General features: G+C 66.1%; 14 protein-coding genes. 10 read left to right on the top strand and 4 right to left on the bottom strand.

Annotation, left to right across the window (positions count from 1 at the left end; all coding sequences use genetic code 11):
* Window positions 1-3 precede the first annotated feature (3 nt).
* Genes sufB through AC3A3G_RS00760 form a run of 9 tightly spaced genes read left to right on the top strand, consistent with a single transcriptional unit; the run spans window position 4 to window position 7,786 of the window.
* The gene (gene sufB, locus AC3A3G_RS00800; protein ID WP_200167627.1) at window positions 4-1,470 is read left to right on the top strand and encodes a Fe-S cluster assembly protein SufB; all 1,467 of its coding nucleotides are present in this window, start codon (window positions 4-6) and stop codon (window positions 1,468-1,470) included.
* A 21-nt stretch (window positions 1,471-1,491) separates the two neighbouring features.
* A complete protein-coding gene (gene sufC / locus AC3A3G_RS00795; protein ID WP_200167628.1) occupies window positions 1,492-2,241 on the top strand; it encodes a Fe-S cluster assembly ATPase SufC in 750 nt (249 codons plus the stop codon).
* Complete coding sequence (sufD, locus tag AC3A3G_RS00790) at window positions 2,238-3,260, top strand: Fe-S cluster assembly protein SufD (RefSeq protein WP_487487307.1); 1,023 nt, start codon at window positions 2,238-2,240, stop codon at window positions 3,258-3,260. Before sufC ends, sufD begins: the two co-directional genes overlap by 4 nt.
* Window positions 3,239-4,492, top strand: coding sequence for an aminotransferase class V-fold PLP-dependent enzyme (locus tag AC3A3G_RS00785; RefSeq protein WP_487487306.1), 1,254 nt, complete (start codon window positions 3,239-3,241; stop codon window positions 4,490-4,492). Before sufD ends, AC3A3G_RS00785 begins: the two co-directional genes overlap by 22 nt.
* 5 nt (window positions 4,493-4,497) lie before the next feature.
* Window positions 4,498-4,896: an SUF system Fe-S cluster assembly protein gene (locus AC3A3G_RS00780; RefSeq protein WP_088411695.1), complete on the top strand. Its 399-nt coding sequence runs from the start codon at window positions 4,498-4,500 to the stop codon at window positions 4,894-4,896.
* Window positions 4,897-4,906: 10 nt separating this feature from the next.
* Entirely contained in the window at window positions 4,907-5,308 is a 402-nt protein-coding gene (locus AC3A3G_RS00775) for a HesB/IscA family protein (RefSeq protein WP_200167632.1), read from the top strand.
* Between the two features lies 1 nt (window position 5,309).
* Window positions 5,310-6,299, top strand: a complete 990-nt coding sequence (locus AC3A3G_RS00770) for a methionine ABC transporter ATP-binding protein (protein ID WP_487487305.1) — start codon at window positions 5,310-5,312, stop codon at window positions 6,297-6,299.
* The gene (locus AC3A3G_RS00765) at window positions 6,299-6,955 is read left to right on the top strand and encodes a methionine ABC transporter permease (protein WP_487487304.1); all 657 of its coding nucleotides are present in this window, start codon (window positions 6,299-6,301) and stop codon (window positions 6,953-6,955) included. Before AC3A3G_RS00770 ends, AC3A3G_RS00765 begins: the two co-directional genes overlap by 1 nt.
* A gap of 21 nt (window positions 6,956-6,976) precedes the next feature.
* The gene (locus AC3A3G_RS00760) at window positions 6,977-7,786 is read left to right on the top strand and encodes a MetQ/NlpA family ABC transporter substrate-binding protein (RefSeq protein ID WP_487487303.1); all 810 of its coding nucleotides are present in this window, start codon (window positions 6,977-6,979) and stop codon (window positions 7,784-7,786) included.
* Here AC3A3G_RS00760 and AC3A3G_RS00755 read toward each other — a convergent pair.
* From AC3A3G_RS00755 to AC3A3G_RS00745, 3 genes are all read right to left on the bottom strand, one after another.
* On the bottom strand, window positions 7,783-8,580 hold the full coding sequence (locus tag AC3A3G_RS00755) for a lysophospholipid acyltransferase family protein (RefSeq protein WP_487487302.1): 798 nt from the start codon (window positions 8,578-8,580) through the stop codon (window positions 7,783-7,785). The two genes, AC3A3G_RS00760 and AC3A3G_RS00755, sit on opposite strands and share 4 nt — an antisense overlap.
* A 49-nt stretch (window positions 8,581-8,629) precedes the next feature.
* On the bottom strand, window positions 8,630-9,688 hold the full coding sequence (locus AC3A3G_RS00750) for a GGDEF domain-containing protein (RefSeq protein WP_487487301.1): 1,059 nt from the start codon (window positions 9,686-9,688) through the stop codon (window positions 8,630-8,632).
* Between the two features lie 81 nt (window positions 9,689-9,769).
* Window positions 9,770-11,251 (bottom strand): DEAD/DEAH box helicase, encoded by a 1,482-nt coding sequence (locus AC3A3G_RS00745; RefSeq protein WP_487487300.1) that lies wholly within the window; start codon window positions 11,249-11,251, stop codon window positions 9,770-9,772.
* A 231-nt stretch (window positions 11,252-11,482) separates the two neighbouring features.
* Here AC3A3G_RS00745 and AC3A3G_RS00740 point away from each other — a divergent pair, with 231 nt between their 5' ends.
* Complete coding sequence (locus AC3A3G_RS00740; protein ID WP_200168449.1) at window positions 11,483-11,854, top strand: hypothetical protein; 372 nt, start codon at window positions 11,483-11,485, stop codon at window positions 11,852-11,854.
* 39 nt (window positions 11,855-11,893) lie between these two features.
* Here AC3A3G_RS00740 and topA read toward each other — a convergent pair whose 3' ends face one another.
* Entirely contained in the window at window positions 11,894-14,530 is a 2,637-nt protein-coding gene (gene topA, locus AC3A3G_RS00735) for a type I DNA topoisomerase (protein WP_200215962.1), read from the bottom strand.
* Window positions 14,531-14,614: the final 84 nt, after the last annotated feature.

Below are 14,614 nucleotides of genomic sequence, written 5' to 3'. Positions count from 1 at the left end.
GTTATGGCTATCGTTCAGGAAACAATCGACACGGTCGCGGAGCTGGAGCGGTACAAGTACGGCTTCACCACCGACGTAGAGCAGGAGTTCGCCCCCAAGGGCCTGAACCCCGACATCATCCGCTTCATCTCTGAAAAGAAGGGTGAGCCGGAGTGGATGCTGGAATGGCGTCTGGCCGCCTATGAGCGCTGGCTGGCGATGGAAGAGCCGACCTGGGCGGCGGTGAAGTACGAGCCTGTCGACTATCAGGACCTCTACTACTACGCCGCGCCGGTGAAGAAGGAGGGGCCCAAGTCGCTGGACGAGGTCGATCCCGAGCTGCTGGAAGTCTACGCCAAGCTGGGCATCCCGCTGAAGGAGCAGGAAGTTCTGGCCGGCGTTCAGGGCGCCCCCAAGGTGGCCGTCGACGCCGTGTTCGACAGCGTCTCGGTCGTCACCACCTTCAAGGAGGAACTGGCCAAGGCGGGCGTTATTTTCATGCCGATTTCCGAGGCCTTGCGTGAATATCCTGATCTGGTGCGTCAGTACCTCGGCACCGTCGTACCGGTCAGCGACAACTATTTCGCGGCCCTGAACAGCGCGGTCTTTTCGGACGGCAGCTTCGTCTATGTGCCGCCGGGCGTGCGCTGTCCGATGGAGCTGTCGACCTATTTCCGCATCAACGCCAGCCAGACCGGCCAGTTCGAGCGGACCCTGATCATCGCCGACAAGGGGTCTTACGTCTCCTATCTGGAAGGCTGCACCGCGCCGATGCGCGACGAGAACCAGCTGCACGCCGCCGTTGTGGAGATCGTCGCCCTCGACGACGCCGAGGTGAAATACTCGACCGTCCAGAACTGGTACCCCGGCGACGCCGAAGGCAAGGGCGGCATCTACAACTTCGTCACCAAACGCGCCGACTGCCGCGGCGATCGCTCCAAGGTCAGCTGGACGCAGGTCGAGACCGGCTCGGCCGTCACCTGGAAATACCCGTCCTGCATCCTCAAGGGCGAAGAAAGCTCGGGCGAGTTCTACTCCATCGCCATCACCAACGGCCATCAGCAGGCCGATACCGGCACCAAGATGCTGCATCTGGGCAAGAACAGCCGCAGCCGCATCATCGCCAAGACGGTCTCGGCCGGTAAGTCGGACTCGACCTATCGCGGCCTGGTGTCGATCCACCCCAAGGCGACCGGCGTGCGCAACTTCACCCAGTGCGACAGCCTGTTGATCGGCAAGGAATGCGGCGCCCACACCATCCCCTATATCGAGGTCCGCAACGGCTCGGCCCAGCTTGAGCACGAAGCGACCACGACCCGCCTGTCTGAGGATCAGCTCTTCTACGCCCAGCAGCGCGGCCTGTCGGAAGAAGAGGCCGTAGCACTGCTGGTCAACGGCTTCGTCCGCGACGTCCTGCAGGAACTGCCGATGGAGTTCGCCGTCGAGGCTCAGAAGCTGGTGGCGATCAGCCTCGAAGGCTCGGTCGGCTGAGTGAGTTGAAGAAGAAAAACAATGCTTAAGATCAATAACCTCCACGTCTCTGTCGCCGACAAGCCGATCCTCAAGGGTCTGACGCTCGACGTGCCTGCGGGCGAAGTTCATGCGGTCATGGGGCCGAACGGGGCGGGCAAGTCGACGCTGGGCTACAGCCTGTCGGGCCGTCCCGGCTATGAGGTGACGGACGGTTCCGCATCGTGGAATGGCGTGGATCTGCTGGACCTGGAGCCGGCCGAGCGCGCGGCGGCGGGCCTGTTCCTGTCGTTCCAGTATCCGATCGAGATTCCGGGCGTTCCGGCCATGACCTTCATCCGCACGGCGCTGAACGCTCAGAAGCGCGCGCGCGGGGAGGAAGAGGTTTCGGCCCCGGCCTTCCTGAAGCTGGTCAAGGCGGCGTCGCAGTCGCTGAAGATGGACTTCGACATGCTGAAGCGGCCGCTGAACGTCGGCTTCTCCGGCGGCGAGAAGAAGCGGATGGAAATCCTGCAGATGGCCCTGCTGGAGCCGTCGCTGCTGATCCTCGACGAGACGGACTCCGGCCTCGACATCGACGCCCTGCGCATCGTCGCCGACGGGGTGAACGCCATGCGCAGCCCAGATCGGTCGATGCTGGTGATCACCCACTATCAACGCCTGCTGGACTACATCAAACCGGACCGCGTTCACGTTCTGGCGGGCGGCCGCATCGTCGCCTCGGGTGGTCCGGAACTGGCGCATGAGCTGGAGGCGGAAGGCTACGACAAGTTCCTGCCGGAGGCGGCATGAAGGCGCTGGCCCGGCTGGACCTGACCGACGCCGCAACCTTCCCCTCGCGGCGGGTCGAGGAATGGAAATACAGTGATCTGAAGCGTTTTCTTCGTGAAGTTCCTGAACCCTCGGGCACGGCGGTCATCGGCGCGCCGGGGCCGTTTTATGATCTGGGCGGCGACGCCGTCGTCTTCGCCAACGGCCGCCCGGTCGGGGTGAAGGACTACATCGCCTCAGGCGAGCAGACGCTGCGCCTGCGCTTCATTTCGGATGCGACCGGCACGGGCCATACGGCGGCGGCGCGCATTGTCGCCCGCCCCGGCGCGCGCCTGCTGCTGCTGGAGACGCATGAGGGCAAGGGCTCGGCCTATATCGCCCATAACAAGGTCGAGATCGACGTCGCCGCCGATGCCGAGGTCATCCGCGTCGTCCTGACCGACGAGCCCGCCGACGCCATTTCGGTAGCCGAGGCCGAGGTCCGGCTGGAGGCGGGCGGCCGCTATCGCCAGACCGTCGTCGCCACCGGCGCCAAGCTGCAGCGTCATGAGACCCGTCTGCGTCACGGGGCCGAGGGCGCCGACGCGCGCGTGGACGGCCTCTATCTGCTGAACGGCGCGCGCCACTTCGACCTGACGACGGTGATCGACCACGTCTCGCCGAACGGCACGACCAGCCAGTTGATCAAGGGCGTGGTTCGCGACGAGGCGCGCGGCGTCTTCCAGGGAAAGATCCTGGTCCAGAAGGGCGCGGACGACACCGACGCCCGCATGGGCCACCACGGCCTGATCGCCTCGGATCGCGGCGAAATCGACGTGAAGCCCGAGCTGATCATCTACGCCGACGAGGTGCAGTGCGCCCACGGCGCCACCGTCGGGACGCTGGACGAAAGCGCCCTGTTCTACATGCAGCAGCGCGGCATCTCGGCCGATGAGGCCCGCGCCCTGTTGACCCACGCCTTCCTGATCGAGGTCGTCGACCGCATTGAGGATGAAGGCGCCAGAGAGGTGGTGCGAGAATGGCTGACGGCTCGCCTGTGACCCATGCTTCCGTGACGGGGTTCGACCCCTATGCCGCCCGCGCGCAGTTCCCGATCCTGTCGCGTCAGGTGAACGGCAAGCCGCTGGTCTATCTGGACACCGCCGCCTCGGCGCAGAAGCCCCGCGCCGTGATCGACGCCCTGGTCGCGTCGATGGAGGGCAGCTACGCCAACGTCCACCGGGGTCTGCACACCCTGTCGAACGAGGCGACCGAGGCCTATGAGCGGGCGCGCGAGATCGTCGCACGTTTCCTGAACGCGCCGTTGGCCGACAACATCGTCTGGACCAAGGGCGGGACCGAGGCGATCAACCTGGTCGCCAACGGCGTCGGCCTGTCGATCCAGCCGGGCGACGAGATCATCGTCACCGAGATGGAGCACCACTCCAATATCGTGCCGTGGCATTTCCTGCGCGAACGGCGCGGGGCGGTGCTGAAATGGGCGCCGATCAAGGATGACGGCTCGCTGGACATGGAGGCCTTCGCCGCCCTCTTGGGGCCGAAGACCAAGCTGGTCGCCGTCACCCATATGTCCAACGTGCTGGGGACCATCAATCCGGTCGCTGAGATCACCCGTCTGGCCCATGCGGCCGGGGCGCGGGTGCTGGTCGACGGCTGCCAGGGCGCGGTCCACGGGGCGCCGGACGTGCAGGCCATCGGCTGCGACTATTACGTTCTGACCGGGCACAAGCTGTTCGCGCCCACCGGTATTGGCGTCCTATACGGCACGGCCGAGGCGCTGGAGGCCCTGCCGCCCTATCAGGGCGGCGGCGAGATGATCGTGACGGTCGAGAAGGAAGGCGTGACCTACGCCAAGCCGCCGCACCGTTTTGAGGCCGGCACGCCGCCGATCCTTGAGGCCATTGGCATGGGCGCGGCGGTCGAATGGCTGAGCCAGTATGATGCGAAGGCGATTCAGGCGCACGAGATGGCCCTGTATCACCATGCCGTCGAGCGTCTGCGAGGCCACAACTGGCTGCGGATTCTGGGCGAAGCGGAAGGGAAGGGCGCCATTCTGACCTTCACCGTCGAGGGCGCGCACGCCCATGACGTGGCCCAGATCATGGACCGTTACGGCGTCGCCGTGCGGGCCGGGCTGCACTGCGCCGAGCCTCTGGCGAAAAGACTGGGCGTCAGCGCAAGCGCGCGCGCTTCCTTCGCCCTATATAACACCATGGAGGATACAGACGCCTTCGTGGACGCGCTGATCAAGGCGCGGAACTTCTTCGTGTGACGAGTATGGACGCCAAGACCGACAACGCGATCAGCGACAGTGACGCCTTCGCCGCCAGCTGGGATGAGCCTCAAAAGAGCGCCCTGTCTCAGGCTGAGCTGGACAAGCTGACGGACGACCTGATCGAGGCGCTGAAGACGGTGTACGATCCGGAAATTCCGGTCGACATCTATGAGCTGGGCCTGATCTACAAGGTCGATGTGTCTGACGACCGCGACGTGCTGGTCGAGATGACGCTGACGGCTCCGGGTTGTCCGGTGGCGGGCGAGATGCCCGGCTGGGTCGAGACGGCGGTGGCCAAGGTCGAGGGCGTGCGCAGCGCCAAAGCCAATCTGGTGTTCGATCCGCCGTGGGATTCTTCCAAGATGAGCGACGAGGCCAAGCTGGCCCTGAACATGTTCTGAGGATGCAGCCATGACCGAGCTTCAGACGGCAACGACCCGGCCTCGGCGACCCCGGCCCAAGGCGGTGACCCTGACGGACGCCGCCGCCGTGCGTGTGCGCGAGATCATGGACAACGCCGAGAAGGACTACGTCGGCCTGCGCGTCGGGGTGAAGAACAGCGGCTGCGCCGGGCAGGAATACACCTTCGCCTATGCCGAAGAAGCCCTGCCGCTGGACGAGGTGGTGGAGGACAAGGGCGTCACCATCCTGATCGAGCCCAAGGCGGTGCTGTTTTTGATCGGCACTGAAATCGACTATGAGGTGACGAAGCTGGCGTCCAAATTCGTCTTCCGCAATCCGAACGAGACGGACGCCTGCGGTTGCGGCGAGAGCGTCACCATCATCCCCGCCGCTGCTCTGGACGCCGACTGACATGATCCGACTGGAGGGGGTGACCCGGCGCTATCGCAGCGCGGCGGGCGACCGCACGGCGCTGGACGCCGTCGACCTGCACGTCGCGCGCGGCGAAGTGTTCGGCGTGGTGGGCCGTTCGGGGGCGGGCAAGTCCACCCTGATCCGCGCCATCAACCGACTGGAGACGCCCGACGCGGGCAAGGTCTTCGTCGACGGGCAGGAAATCACCGCCCTGAACGCCGCCGAACTGCGCGCTGCGCGACGCGGCATCGGCATGATCTTCCAGCACTTCAACCTGCTGAACGCCAAGACCATCGAGGACAACGTCGCCTTCCCCTTGCGGCTGGAGGGGCGGCCAGAGGCCGAGGTGAAGGCGCGGGTGAAGGAGCTGCTGGCCCAACTGGGGCTGGCTGATCACGCGAAGAAGCATCCATCCCAGCTGTCAGGCGGCCAGAAACAGCGCGTCGGCATCGCCCGCGCCCTGGCCTGCGGCCCCAGCGTCCTGCTGTGCGACGAGGCGACCAGCGCGCTGGACCCAGAAACGACCGAGGACATCCTGACCCTGCTGGATGGGCTGAACCGCGATCTGGGCCTGACCATCGTCCTGATCACCCACCAGATGGAGGTGGTCCGCCGCGTCTGCGATCGGGTGGCGGTGCTGAAGGACGGCCGGATCGTGGAGCAGGGCGCGACGGCCGACGTCTTCCTGCACCCTCAGCACGCCGTGACCCGCGCCATGCTGGCCGAGGGCGAGGAGGCGGTCGACGCCTCCGTCGCGCCCGCTGGAGCGCGCATGGCCCGTCTGACCTTCCGCGGTCCCTCGACCTATGAGCCGGAACTGAGCCGCATCGCGCGTACGGCGGGCGTGGATTACTCGATCCTGTCGGGCCGCATCAGCCGCATCCGGGGCGAGCCCTATGGCCAGATGACGGTGGCCTTCACCGGCGGGGACGCCGAAGCGGCTCTGGCGCAACTGGCCGCGCGCGGCGTCGTGGTGGAGGCGGTCTGATGTTCGCCAATGTGGACTGGGCCGATATAGGCAAGGCGACGATCGACACCCTGCTGATGCTGGGCGGGTCGATGGCGCTGACGGTGATCCTGGGCATGCCGCTGGGCGTGCTGCTGTATCTGTCGGGCAAGGGGCGGCTGGCGGCCAATCCGGTGCTGAACGCCGTGCTGTCCTTCGTGGTCAATGTGCTGCGCTCGGTGCCCTTCATCATCCTGCTGATCGTCATGCTGCCGGTGACGGTGCTGCTGGTCGGAACCTCGCTGGGCGTGGCGGGCGCCATTCCGCCGCTGGTCGTCGGGGCCGCGCCCTTCTATGCGCGTCTGGTCGAGACGGCCCTGCGCGAGGTGGATAAGGGCGTGGTCGAGGCGACCCAGGCCATGGGCGGCTCGACCTTCCAGATCGTGACGCGCGCCCTGTTGCCTGAGGCCATGCCCGGCATCATCGCCGGCGGGACCGTCACCGCCATCGCCCTGGTCAGCTACACGGCCATGGCGGGCGTGGTGGGGGCGGGCGGTCTGGGCGACCTGGCCATCCGCTTCGGCTATCAACGCTTCCAGACCGACGTCATGGCCGTGACCGTAGTTCTGCTGCTGATCCTCGTACAAATTCTGCAGATGATCGGCGACCGTCTGGTCGCTAAGGTCTCGCACCGCTGATTTTCTAAAAGAGCCTGTCTCATGATCCGCCGTTCGCTGCTGCTGTCCGCCGCTGCTGTTTTGATGCTCGCCGCCTGCGGTCAGGGCGCGGACAAGAAGGCGGGGGTCGAGGGCGCGCCCCTGCTGGTCGGCGCCACCGCCGTGCCGCACGCCGAGATCCTCGAGCAGGTGAAGCCGATCCTGGCCGCCGAAGGCGTTCCGATCGAGATCAAGGTCTTCAACGATTACGTTCAGCCGAACGTGCAACTCGCTGAAAAGCGGCTGGATGTGAACTATTTCCAGACCAAGCCCTATCTGGACGAGTTCAACACGGCGCGCGGCACGAGCCTGATCACCGTGGCAGGCATCCACGTCGAGCCGCTGGGCCTGTATTCGCGCAAGCATAAGACGTTGGCTGATCTGCCAAACGGCGCGCAAGTGGTGCTGCCGAACGACGCCTCCAACACCGGTCGCGCCCTGCTGCTGCTGCAGGCGGCGGGCCTGATCACCCTGACGGATCCGCAGAACCCACTGCAGACGGTGCGCGACATCGCGACCAATCCCAAGGGACTGAAGTTCCAGGAGGTCGAGGCCGCCACCATCCCGCGCATCCTGCCCCAGGTGGACGGCGCGGTGATCAACACCAACTACGCCCTCGACGCCGGGCTGAAGCCGAAAACCGACGCGCTGCAACTGGAAGGCGCCGATAGTCCCTATGTGAACTATCTGGTCGCCCGCCCGGACAATCAGAACGACCCGCGCATCCAGGCCCTGGCCAAGGCCCTGCGCGGTCAGGCGATCAAGGACTTCATCGCCTCGAAATATGAAGGCGCTGTGATCCCGGCGGCCTAGGCTGCGGCGTTGACCGTCTCGGCCGCTGCGGCGGCCTTGGCGGCTTCGTCCGGGGTGGAGACGAGAACGGCGGGCGTGATCGGCTGGCCCGTCGCCTCGGCGATCAGTTCCGCCGTCCTGCCTTCCACAGCGGCCTCCAGTCGTTCCAGGAACTCGGCCTTGGGCAGTCCGGTCGGGATCGGTTCGAGAAATTCCAGCGTCGCCGTGCCGGGGTTCTTGCGAAACTCCTCCAGCGGCCAGAACAGACCCAGGTTGGTCGCCAGCGGCACGACCGGCATGTCGAAATCGCGATACATGTGCCAGACGCCCGAGCGATAGCGGTACTTCTCGCCGACCTTGGCTAGATGCCCTTCCGGATAGATCAGGATCTTGCGGCCCTCGCGATTGGCGTCGGCCGCGCGTTCCTTCAGGGCGGCGCGGGCGGCGTGACCGCCGCAGTTGTTGACGACGATGGCGCCCAGCTTCTTCAGCACCGTTCCCAACAGGGGGAACTTCTCCAGATGGTCGCCGGTGACGAAGGCCACGTCGTCGAACTGGTCATAGGTGGCGAAACCGTCGCCCCAGCTCTGGTGCTTGGAGGCGATGATGAAGGCGCCCTGCGGCAGGCGTTCCTTGCCGCGCGTCTCGATGCGGATGCCCGCGAACAGGCTCATGGCCTGCACCATGCGCCGGACATAGCGGCGGATGATCCAGCTTGTGGCCTTGCGGCCGGGCGCCAGGGCCGCAAAGGCGGCGGCGAGGCCGTAGGTGATGGAAAGCGCCCAATAGGTGGTGTTGAACAGTAGGCTTCGCATCTGGCGACTATGCCAGCCTGCCGTTCAGAGGCGAGCGTAAAGTGAAGTTTCAGGCCGCGTCGGATACGGCTTCGGCGGCTGCTGTCACCTTGTTGCGGCCGCTGCGCTTGGAGGCGTAGAGCGCCTCGTCCGCTCGGGCCAGCAATTGAGTCGCGCTTTCGCCCGGGCGGCGCAGGCCGAAACCGACGGAAATGGTGACGGCGCCCAGGTCGTCATTGGTCGAGCGGCGGCGCAGGGCTCGCGAGGCGATTTCCTCGCGAATGGCGTTCAGCGCGGCTTCGATGGCTCCGGCCGTTTCGCCAGGGAAGATCACGGCGAACTCTTCACCGCCGTATCGAGCGGCGATTCTAGGCACGCGAGACACGCGCCCCAGGACGCTGGCGACGTATCGCAGCACCTGATCGCCGGTCTGATGGCCCCAGGTGTCGTTGAATCGCTTGAAGTGGTCGATATCGATAATGGCGAGTCCTACCGATGTTCCCGACGCTTCGGATTCCTCGCACACGCGAAGAAGGTGCTCGTCGAACGCCTTGCGATTGGCCAGATTGGTCAGGGCGTCGGTCATGGCGTCGCGACGCACCTGCTCCATGTGGTCGCGCAGCTTGGTCACTTCGCGATTCGACGATTCCAGGCGCCGTTCGAGCGCCGCGGTATGGCGCCGGATACGGCGTGTGGCGTCGGCGAGGGAGGAGACGATGTCGCCGAGGCTGCCGGTATCGCCGGCGTTGGCCATGCGGTCGGCGGCGGCGGCCAGGGTGTCGCCATAGGTGGACTGGCTTTCACGAGCCTTGTCGATCGCATCGGCGACCGCCGCCAATTCCCGGTTCAGCATGGCGCCTGCGTCGCGAATCTCTTCGGACAGGCGTCCGCGCGGCAAGAACTCGGCGGCGAGCATTTCGGCGGTAGCGTCCGTGAAGGGCGCGCCCGTGGAAAGAAGGCGCGAAATTTCCTGCCCCAGAGCGCCGTCGGGATCACCCAGATAGTGGAGCCAAAGTTCGAAATTCAGCGGAGTGGGCCATACGGCGGCGGCTTGCATTGCGTCCACGGCGCGATGCGCCAGCGCATAGGCTTCGGGACTCCGAACCGTGGTTTCGACCTGGGTGGTCATGCCTAGAACTGCCCCTGCGCTATCTGAGCCGGAAAGCTATACCGGTCTTCCGTAACGCAGAGTTAAGTTCAAGGCGCAGCCTTACTCGGCGAAAACTACCGGACGGCGCAGGAACGCCGGCACGTCGTCGCCAAAAGGATTGGCTGAAAGGGTCGATTTGGCTTTGGCCTCAACGCCCTTCGTTTCGATGGGAGCTGAAGTCGTCGGCTTGGATTCCGACTTCTTGCGACCCCGGGCGCGTTTGGGAGCCCCTTCAATTTCAACAACAGGCGTCGGCGAGGTCTCGACCACGGACACGACGCCGTCCTCCGCCGCTGCAGGCTCGACGACCGATCGGCGTGAACGACTGCCGCGTTCGGGGCGGTCGCTGCGGCCCCGGCCACGGCCCGAGCGGTTGTCGTCGCGCGGGCGATCCTTGATGGCGGTGAAGTCGATATGCTCCAGCGGCAGTTCGACCGGCTCCTTCTTGATCAGCTTCAGCACCTTGTCCAACGACTTGTCGTCGGACGGCGTCACGATCATGAAGGCCTCGCCCAGACGCCCGGCGCGGCCGGTGCGGCCGATGCGGTGGACGTAGTCGTCGGCGTGGTGCGGGACGTCATAGTTGAAGACGTGGCTGACGGCCGGGATGTCCAGACCGCGCGCCGCGACGTCCGAGGCGACCAGCAGCTTCAGCGCGCCGCTGCGGAAATCGGCCAGGGTCTTCATCCGCAAGGATTGGTCCAGATCGCCGTGGATCGGCGCGGCGTCGAAGCCGTGGACCTGCAGCGACTTGGCGACGATGTCGACTTCCGACTTGCGGTTGCAGAAGACGATGCCGTTCTGGACCTCGCCGCGCTCGACCAGGGCGCGCAGGGCGGTGCGCTTGGCCTTGGGGTCCGAGGTCGGCAGGCGGGTGATGTGCTGGGTGATGGTGTCAGCGGTCGTGGCCGGGCGCGAGACCTCGATCCGGGTCGGATCCTTGAGGAACTGCTGCGTCAGGCGCGTGATCTCCGGCGGCATGGTGGCCGAGAAGAACAGGGTCTGGCGGCGCGGCGGCGTCAGCTTGAAGATGCGCTCGATGTCCGGGATGAAGCCCATGTCCAGCATCCGGTCGGCCTCGTCGACCACCATCAGCTCGACGCCGGTCAGCAGCATCTTGCCGCGATCGAACAGGTCCAGCAGGCGGCCCGGCGTGGCGATCAGCACGTCCACGCCCTTGTTCAGGGCGGCAACCTGATCGCCCATGGAGACGCCGCCGATCAGCAGCACCCAGTTCAGCTTGGTGCCCTTGGCGTATTTGGCGAAGCTTTCGGCGACCTGGTCGGCCAGTTCGCGGGTCGGGGCCAGCACCAGGGCGCGCGGCATCCGGGCGCGGGCGCGGCCCGAGGCCAGGCGGTCGACCATGGGCAGGGTGAAGGCGGCCGTCTTGCCGGTGCCCGTCTGGGCGATGCCGAGGACGTCGCGCCCGGCGAGGGCCACCGGAATGGCCTGTTCCTGAATGGGGGTGGCGGTCATGTAGCCGGTATCGGCGACCGCTTGCAGGGTCGTGGGCGAAAGGCCCAGCTTGGAAAATTCAGTCATGCAGTCCTGAAGGGACGGAGGATAGCGTTCGCAAACGCCTTCAGCTGACGGAACCGCCCCTCTTGGGCGAGCGGGCGGCGCGCATCGCCAGTCCTGTTCCGAGCCTGCGGCCGTATAAAGAAGGCCCTACGCCTCAGTCAAGTATTTCCATTCGGAACAGGCCGCTTGGCAACAGCGTTTCGGCCTGTATGGTCCGCCTGGGGACTGGAAGACGACTGGGAGAGGGACCGGATGCGCGCAGCCGTGCTGATCACGCTGATGTTGGCCGCGCCTGCGAGCGCTTCAGCGTCGGGCGGGGGCGGAAACGCCGACGCCATGCAGGCGGCCTTCGGCAATACGGTCGTTTCCCACTATCCCGACGGCGATTGGGTCAAACACTGGTTCGATCGGGACGGCGGTTATCGCGCCCTGTTTTCGGATGGTCGCCGCCTGACCGCGCGCTGGGCGCGTGAGGGGGACCGCGTCTGTCTGAACGAAATCCGCCCGCGCATGATCATCTCGCGCTTCTGCACGCCCTATGTCGAGGCTTCCGTGGGGGAGAGCTGGTCGGGCCGCGATCCCCTGGGCCGTCGCGTCCGCAACGAGCTGGTCGCTGGGCGGTAGAAAAAACGCCCCCGTTCGTGAGAACGAGGGCGCTTCGTCTTATTCGGCTTCCGCAGCCTTGGCCGCCTTCTTGGCGGGGGCCTTCTTCGCGGCCGGTTTCTTGGCCGCAGGCTCCTTCTTCACCGCGGGTTTTTTCGCAGCGGCCTTCTTGGCGGGCGCCTTCTTTTTGGGCGCGGCGCCGGCCTTGGCGGCCAGCAGGGGCAGGGCGGCCTCCATCGTCATGTCCTCGGGCGCCGTGCCCTTGGGCAGGGTGGCGTTGATCTTGCCTGACTTGACGTAGGGGCCGTAGCGTCCGGCCATGACCTGCACGGCCTCGCCCGTTTCCGGGTGGGCGCCCAGCTCCTTCAGCGGCGCTGCGGCCGAGGCGCGGCCCGCACGACCCGCACGCTTTTCAGCCAGCAGGGCCACGGCGCGGTTCAGGCCGACGTCGAACACCTCCTCGATGTCCGCGACGTTGGCGTAGGTGCCCGCGTGCGCCACGAACGGGCCATAGCGGCCCAGGCTGGCGGTGATCATCTTGCCGTCTTCAGGGTGCGGACCGACGTCGCGCGGCAGGCTGAGCAGGCGCAGCGCCTTCTCGAGGTCGATCGAGGCCGGGGACCAGCCCTTGGGCAGGGACGAGCGCTTGGGCTTGTCCGCGTCCGGCGGCGTGGTTTCGACATAGGGGCCGAAACGACCGATCTTCAGATGCACCGGCTGGCCGGTCGCCGGATCGACGCCCAGTTCGCGATCGCCGCTTTCCGCGCCGCCGTCGGCCGCGTCGGGCGAGGCCACCGGGCGGGTGTATTTGCACTCCGGATAGCGCGAACAGCCGATGAAGGCGCCGAAGCGGCTGGTCTTCAGGCTCAACTGACCCTGATGGCACAGGGGGCATTCGCGCGGGTCGGAGCCATCGCCCTTGTCGGGGAAGATGTGCGGGCCCAGCGCCTCGTTCAGGTGGTCCAGAATGGCCGTGGTGCGCAGTTCGCCCGCGGCCTGGGTCGCGGCGTGGAAATCCTGCCAGAAGCGGCGCAGCAGGGTCTTCCAGTCCAGATCGCCCGCCGACACCTCGTCCAGCTGGGTCTCCAGCGCGGCGGTGAAGTCGTACTCGACCCATTTGGCGAAGAACTGTTCCAGGAAGGCCGTGACCAGCCGTCCCTTGTCTTCGGGGAAGAAGCGGTTCTTGTCCATGCGGACGTATTCGCGGTCGCGCAGGGTCGTCAGGATGGAGGCGTAGGTCGACGGACGGCCGATGCCCAGCTCTTCCAGCTTCTTGACCAGGGTGGCTTCCGAGAAGCGCGGCGGCGGCTCGGTGAAGTGCTGGTCGGTGCGGATCGCCTCGACCTTGGCCTTGGCGCCTTCCTTCAGCGCGGGCAGGCGGCCGCCTTCGTCCTCGTCGTCCTCGGCGCCCTTCTGCTTCTCGTCGCGGCCTTCTTCATAGGCGGCGATGAAGCCGTCGAAGGCGACGACCTGGCCGGTGGCGCGCAGGCCAGTCTGGCCGTCGGGCGTCTCGATCTCGACCGTGGTGCGGTCCAGACGGGCCGATTCCATCTGCGAGGCGATCATCCGCTTCCAGATCAGCTCGTACAGCCGCTGCAGATCGTTCTCGAGCCGCAGGGTGTCGGGGCTGCGCAGGATGTTGGTCGGACGAATGGCTTCGTGCGCTTCCTGAGCGTTCTTGGCCTTGGTCTTGTAATAGCGCGGCTCGGCCGGGACATACGCCGGACCGAAACGCTGGCCGATGGCCTCGCGCGCCTGGGTGATGCCTTCGGGCGTCACATAGACGCCGTCCGTACGCATATAGGTGATCAGGCCGCCGGTGTCGTCGACGCCCTCATACAGCTTTTGAGCCGCCTGCATCGTGCGCTGGGCGGTGAAGCCCAGCTTGCGCGCGGCTTCCTGTTGCAGGGTCGAGGTGGTGAAGGGCGGGGCGGGCGAGCGCTTGGTCGGCTTTTTCTCGACCGACTTGATGGTGAAGTCGCCGCTGTGAACGGCCTCGCGTGCGGCCATCGCCATGGCCTCGGACACGATGTCCAGACGCTGGACGCGCTTGCCTTCATGCTTGACCAGGCGAGCGGTGAAGGGCGGGCTGTCGGCGATCAGATCGGCCTCGATCGACCAGTATTCCTGCGCCTTGAACCGCTCGATCTCCATCTCGCGGTCGACGACGATGCGCAGGGCGACCGATTGCACGCGCCCGGCCGAGCGCGCGCCCGGCAGCTTGCGCCACAGCACCGGCGACAGGTTGAAGCCCACCAGATAGTCCAGCGCCCGGCGCGCCAGATAGGCGTCCACCAACTCCATATCCAGCTGACGCGGGTTGGCCATGGCCTCCAGGACGGCGGACTTGGTGATGGCGTTGAAGGTGACGCGCTGGACGTCGGTGTCCTTCAGCGCCTTCTTCTTGTTCAGGATCTCCAGAACGTGCCAGCTGATCGCCTCACCCTCGCGGTCGGGGTCGGTCGCCAGGATGACGCGGTCGGCGGCCTTGGCGGCCTCGGCGATCTCGGACAGGCGCTTGGACGCCTTGGCGTCGACCTCCCAGTGCATGGCGAAGTCATCGTCGGGCAGCACCGAGCCGTCCTTGGACGGCAGGTCGCGGACGTGGCCGTAGGAAGCCAGAACCTTATAGTCCGAGCCCAGGTATTTATTGATGGTCTTGGCCTTGGCGGGGCTCTCGACGATAACGAGATTCATGGCGCTCTATCGGGGAAAACGGGGCGCGAACGTGGTTGCGGCGAGCGCGGAAGTCAATCGGCCCATTTTATATGAGCAACCTTT

This window comes from Brevundimonas sp. Soil_N_31, assembly GCF_057655995.1.
This window is presented reverse-complemented; position numbering and strand designations above follow the sequence as displayed.

Coding starts and splice junctions, on each gene's coding strand:
- AC3A3G_RS00765 (WP_487487304.1), top strand. CDS start 6,299: ATGTTCGCCAATGTGGACTGGGCCGATATAGGCAAGGCGACGATCGAC.
- AC3A3G_RS00775 (WP_200167632.1), top strand. CDS start 4,907: ATGACCGAGCTTCAGACGGCAACGACCCGGCCTCGGCGACCCCGGCCC.
- AC3A3G_RS00780 (WP_088411695.1), top strand. CDS start 4,498: ATGGACGCCAAGACCGACAACGCGATCAGCGACAGTGACGCCTTCGCC.
- AC3A3G_RS00755 (WP_487487302.1), bottom strand. CDS start 8,580: ATGCGAAGCCTACTGTTCAACACCACCTATTGGGCGCTTTCCATCACC.
- sufC (WP_200167628.1), top strand. CDS start 1,492: ATGCTTAAGATCAATAACCTCCACGTCTCTGTCGCCGACAAGCCGATC.
- AC3A3G_RS00750 (WP_487487301.1), bottom strand. CDS start 9,688: ATGACCACCCAGGTCGAAACCACGGTTCGGAGTCCCGAAGCCTATGCG.
- AC3A3G_RS00745 (WP_487487300.1), bottom strand. CDS start 11,251: ATGACTGAATTTTCCAAGCTGGGCCTTTCGCCCACGACCCTGCAAGCG.
- sufD (WP_487487307.1), top strand. CDS start 2,238: ATGAAGGCGCTGGCCCGGCTGGACCTGACCGACGCCGCAACCTTCCCC.
- sufB (WP_200167627.1), top strand. CDS start 4: ATGGCTATCGTTCAGGAAACAATCGACACGGTCGCGGAGCTGGAGCGG.
- AC3A3G_RS00760 (WP_487487303.1), top strand. CDS start 6,977: ATGATCCGCCGTTCGCTGCTGCTGTCCGCCGCTGCTGTTTTGATGCTC.
- AC3A3G_RS00770 (WP_487487305.1), top strand. CDS start 5,310: ATGATCCGACTGGAGGGGGTGACCCGGCGCTATCGCAGCGCGGCGGGC.
- AC3A3G_RS00740 (WP_200168449.1), top strand. CDS start 11,483: ATGCGCGCAGCCGTGCTGATCACGCTGATGTTGGCCGCGCCTGCGAGC.
- topA (WP_200215962.1), bottom strand. CDS start 14,530: ATGAATCTCGTTATCGTCGAGAGCCCCGCCAAGGCCAAGACCATCAAT.
- AC3A3G_RS00785 (WP_487487306.1), top strand. CDS start 3,239: ATGGCTGACGGCTCGCCTGTGACCCATGCTTCCGTGACGGGGTTCGAC.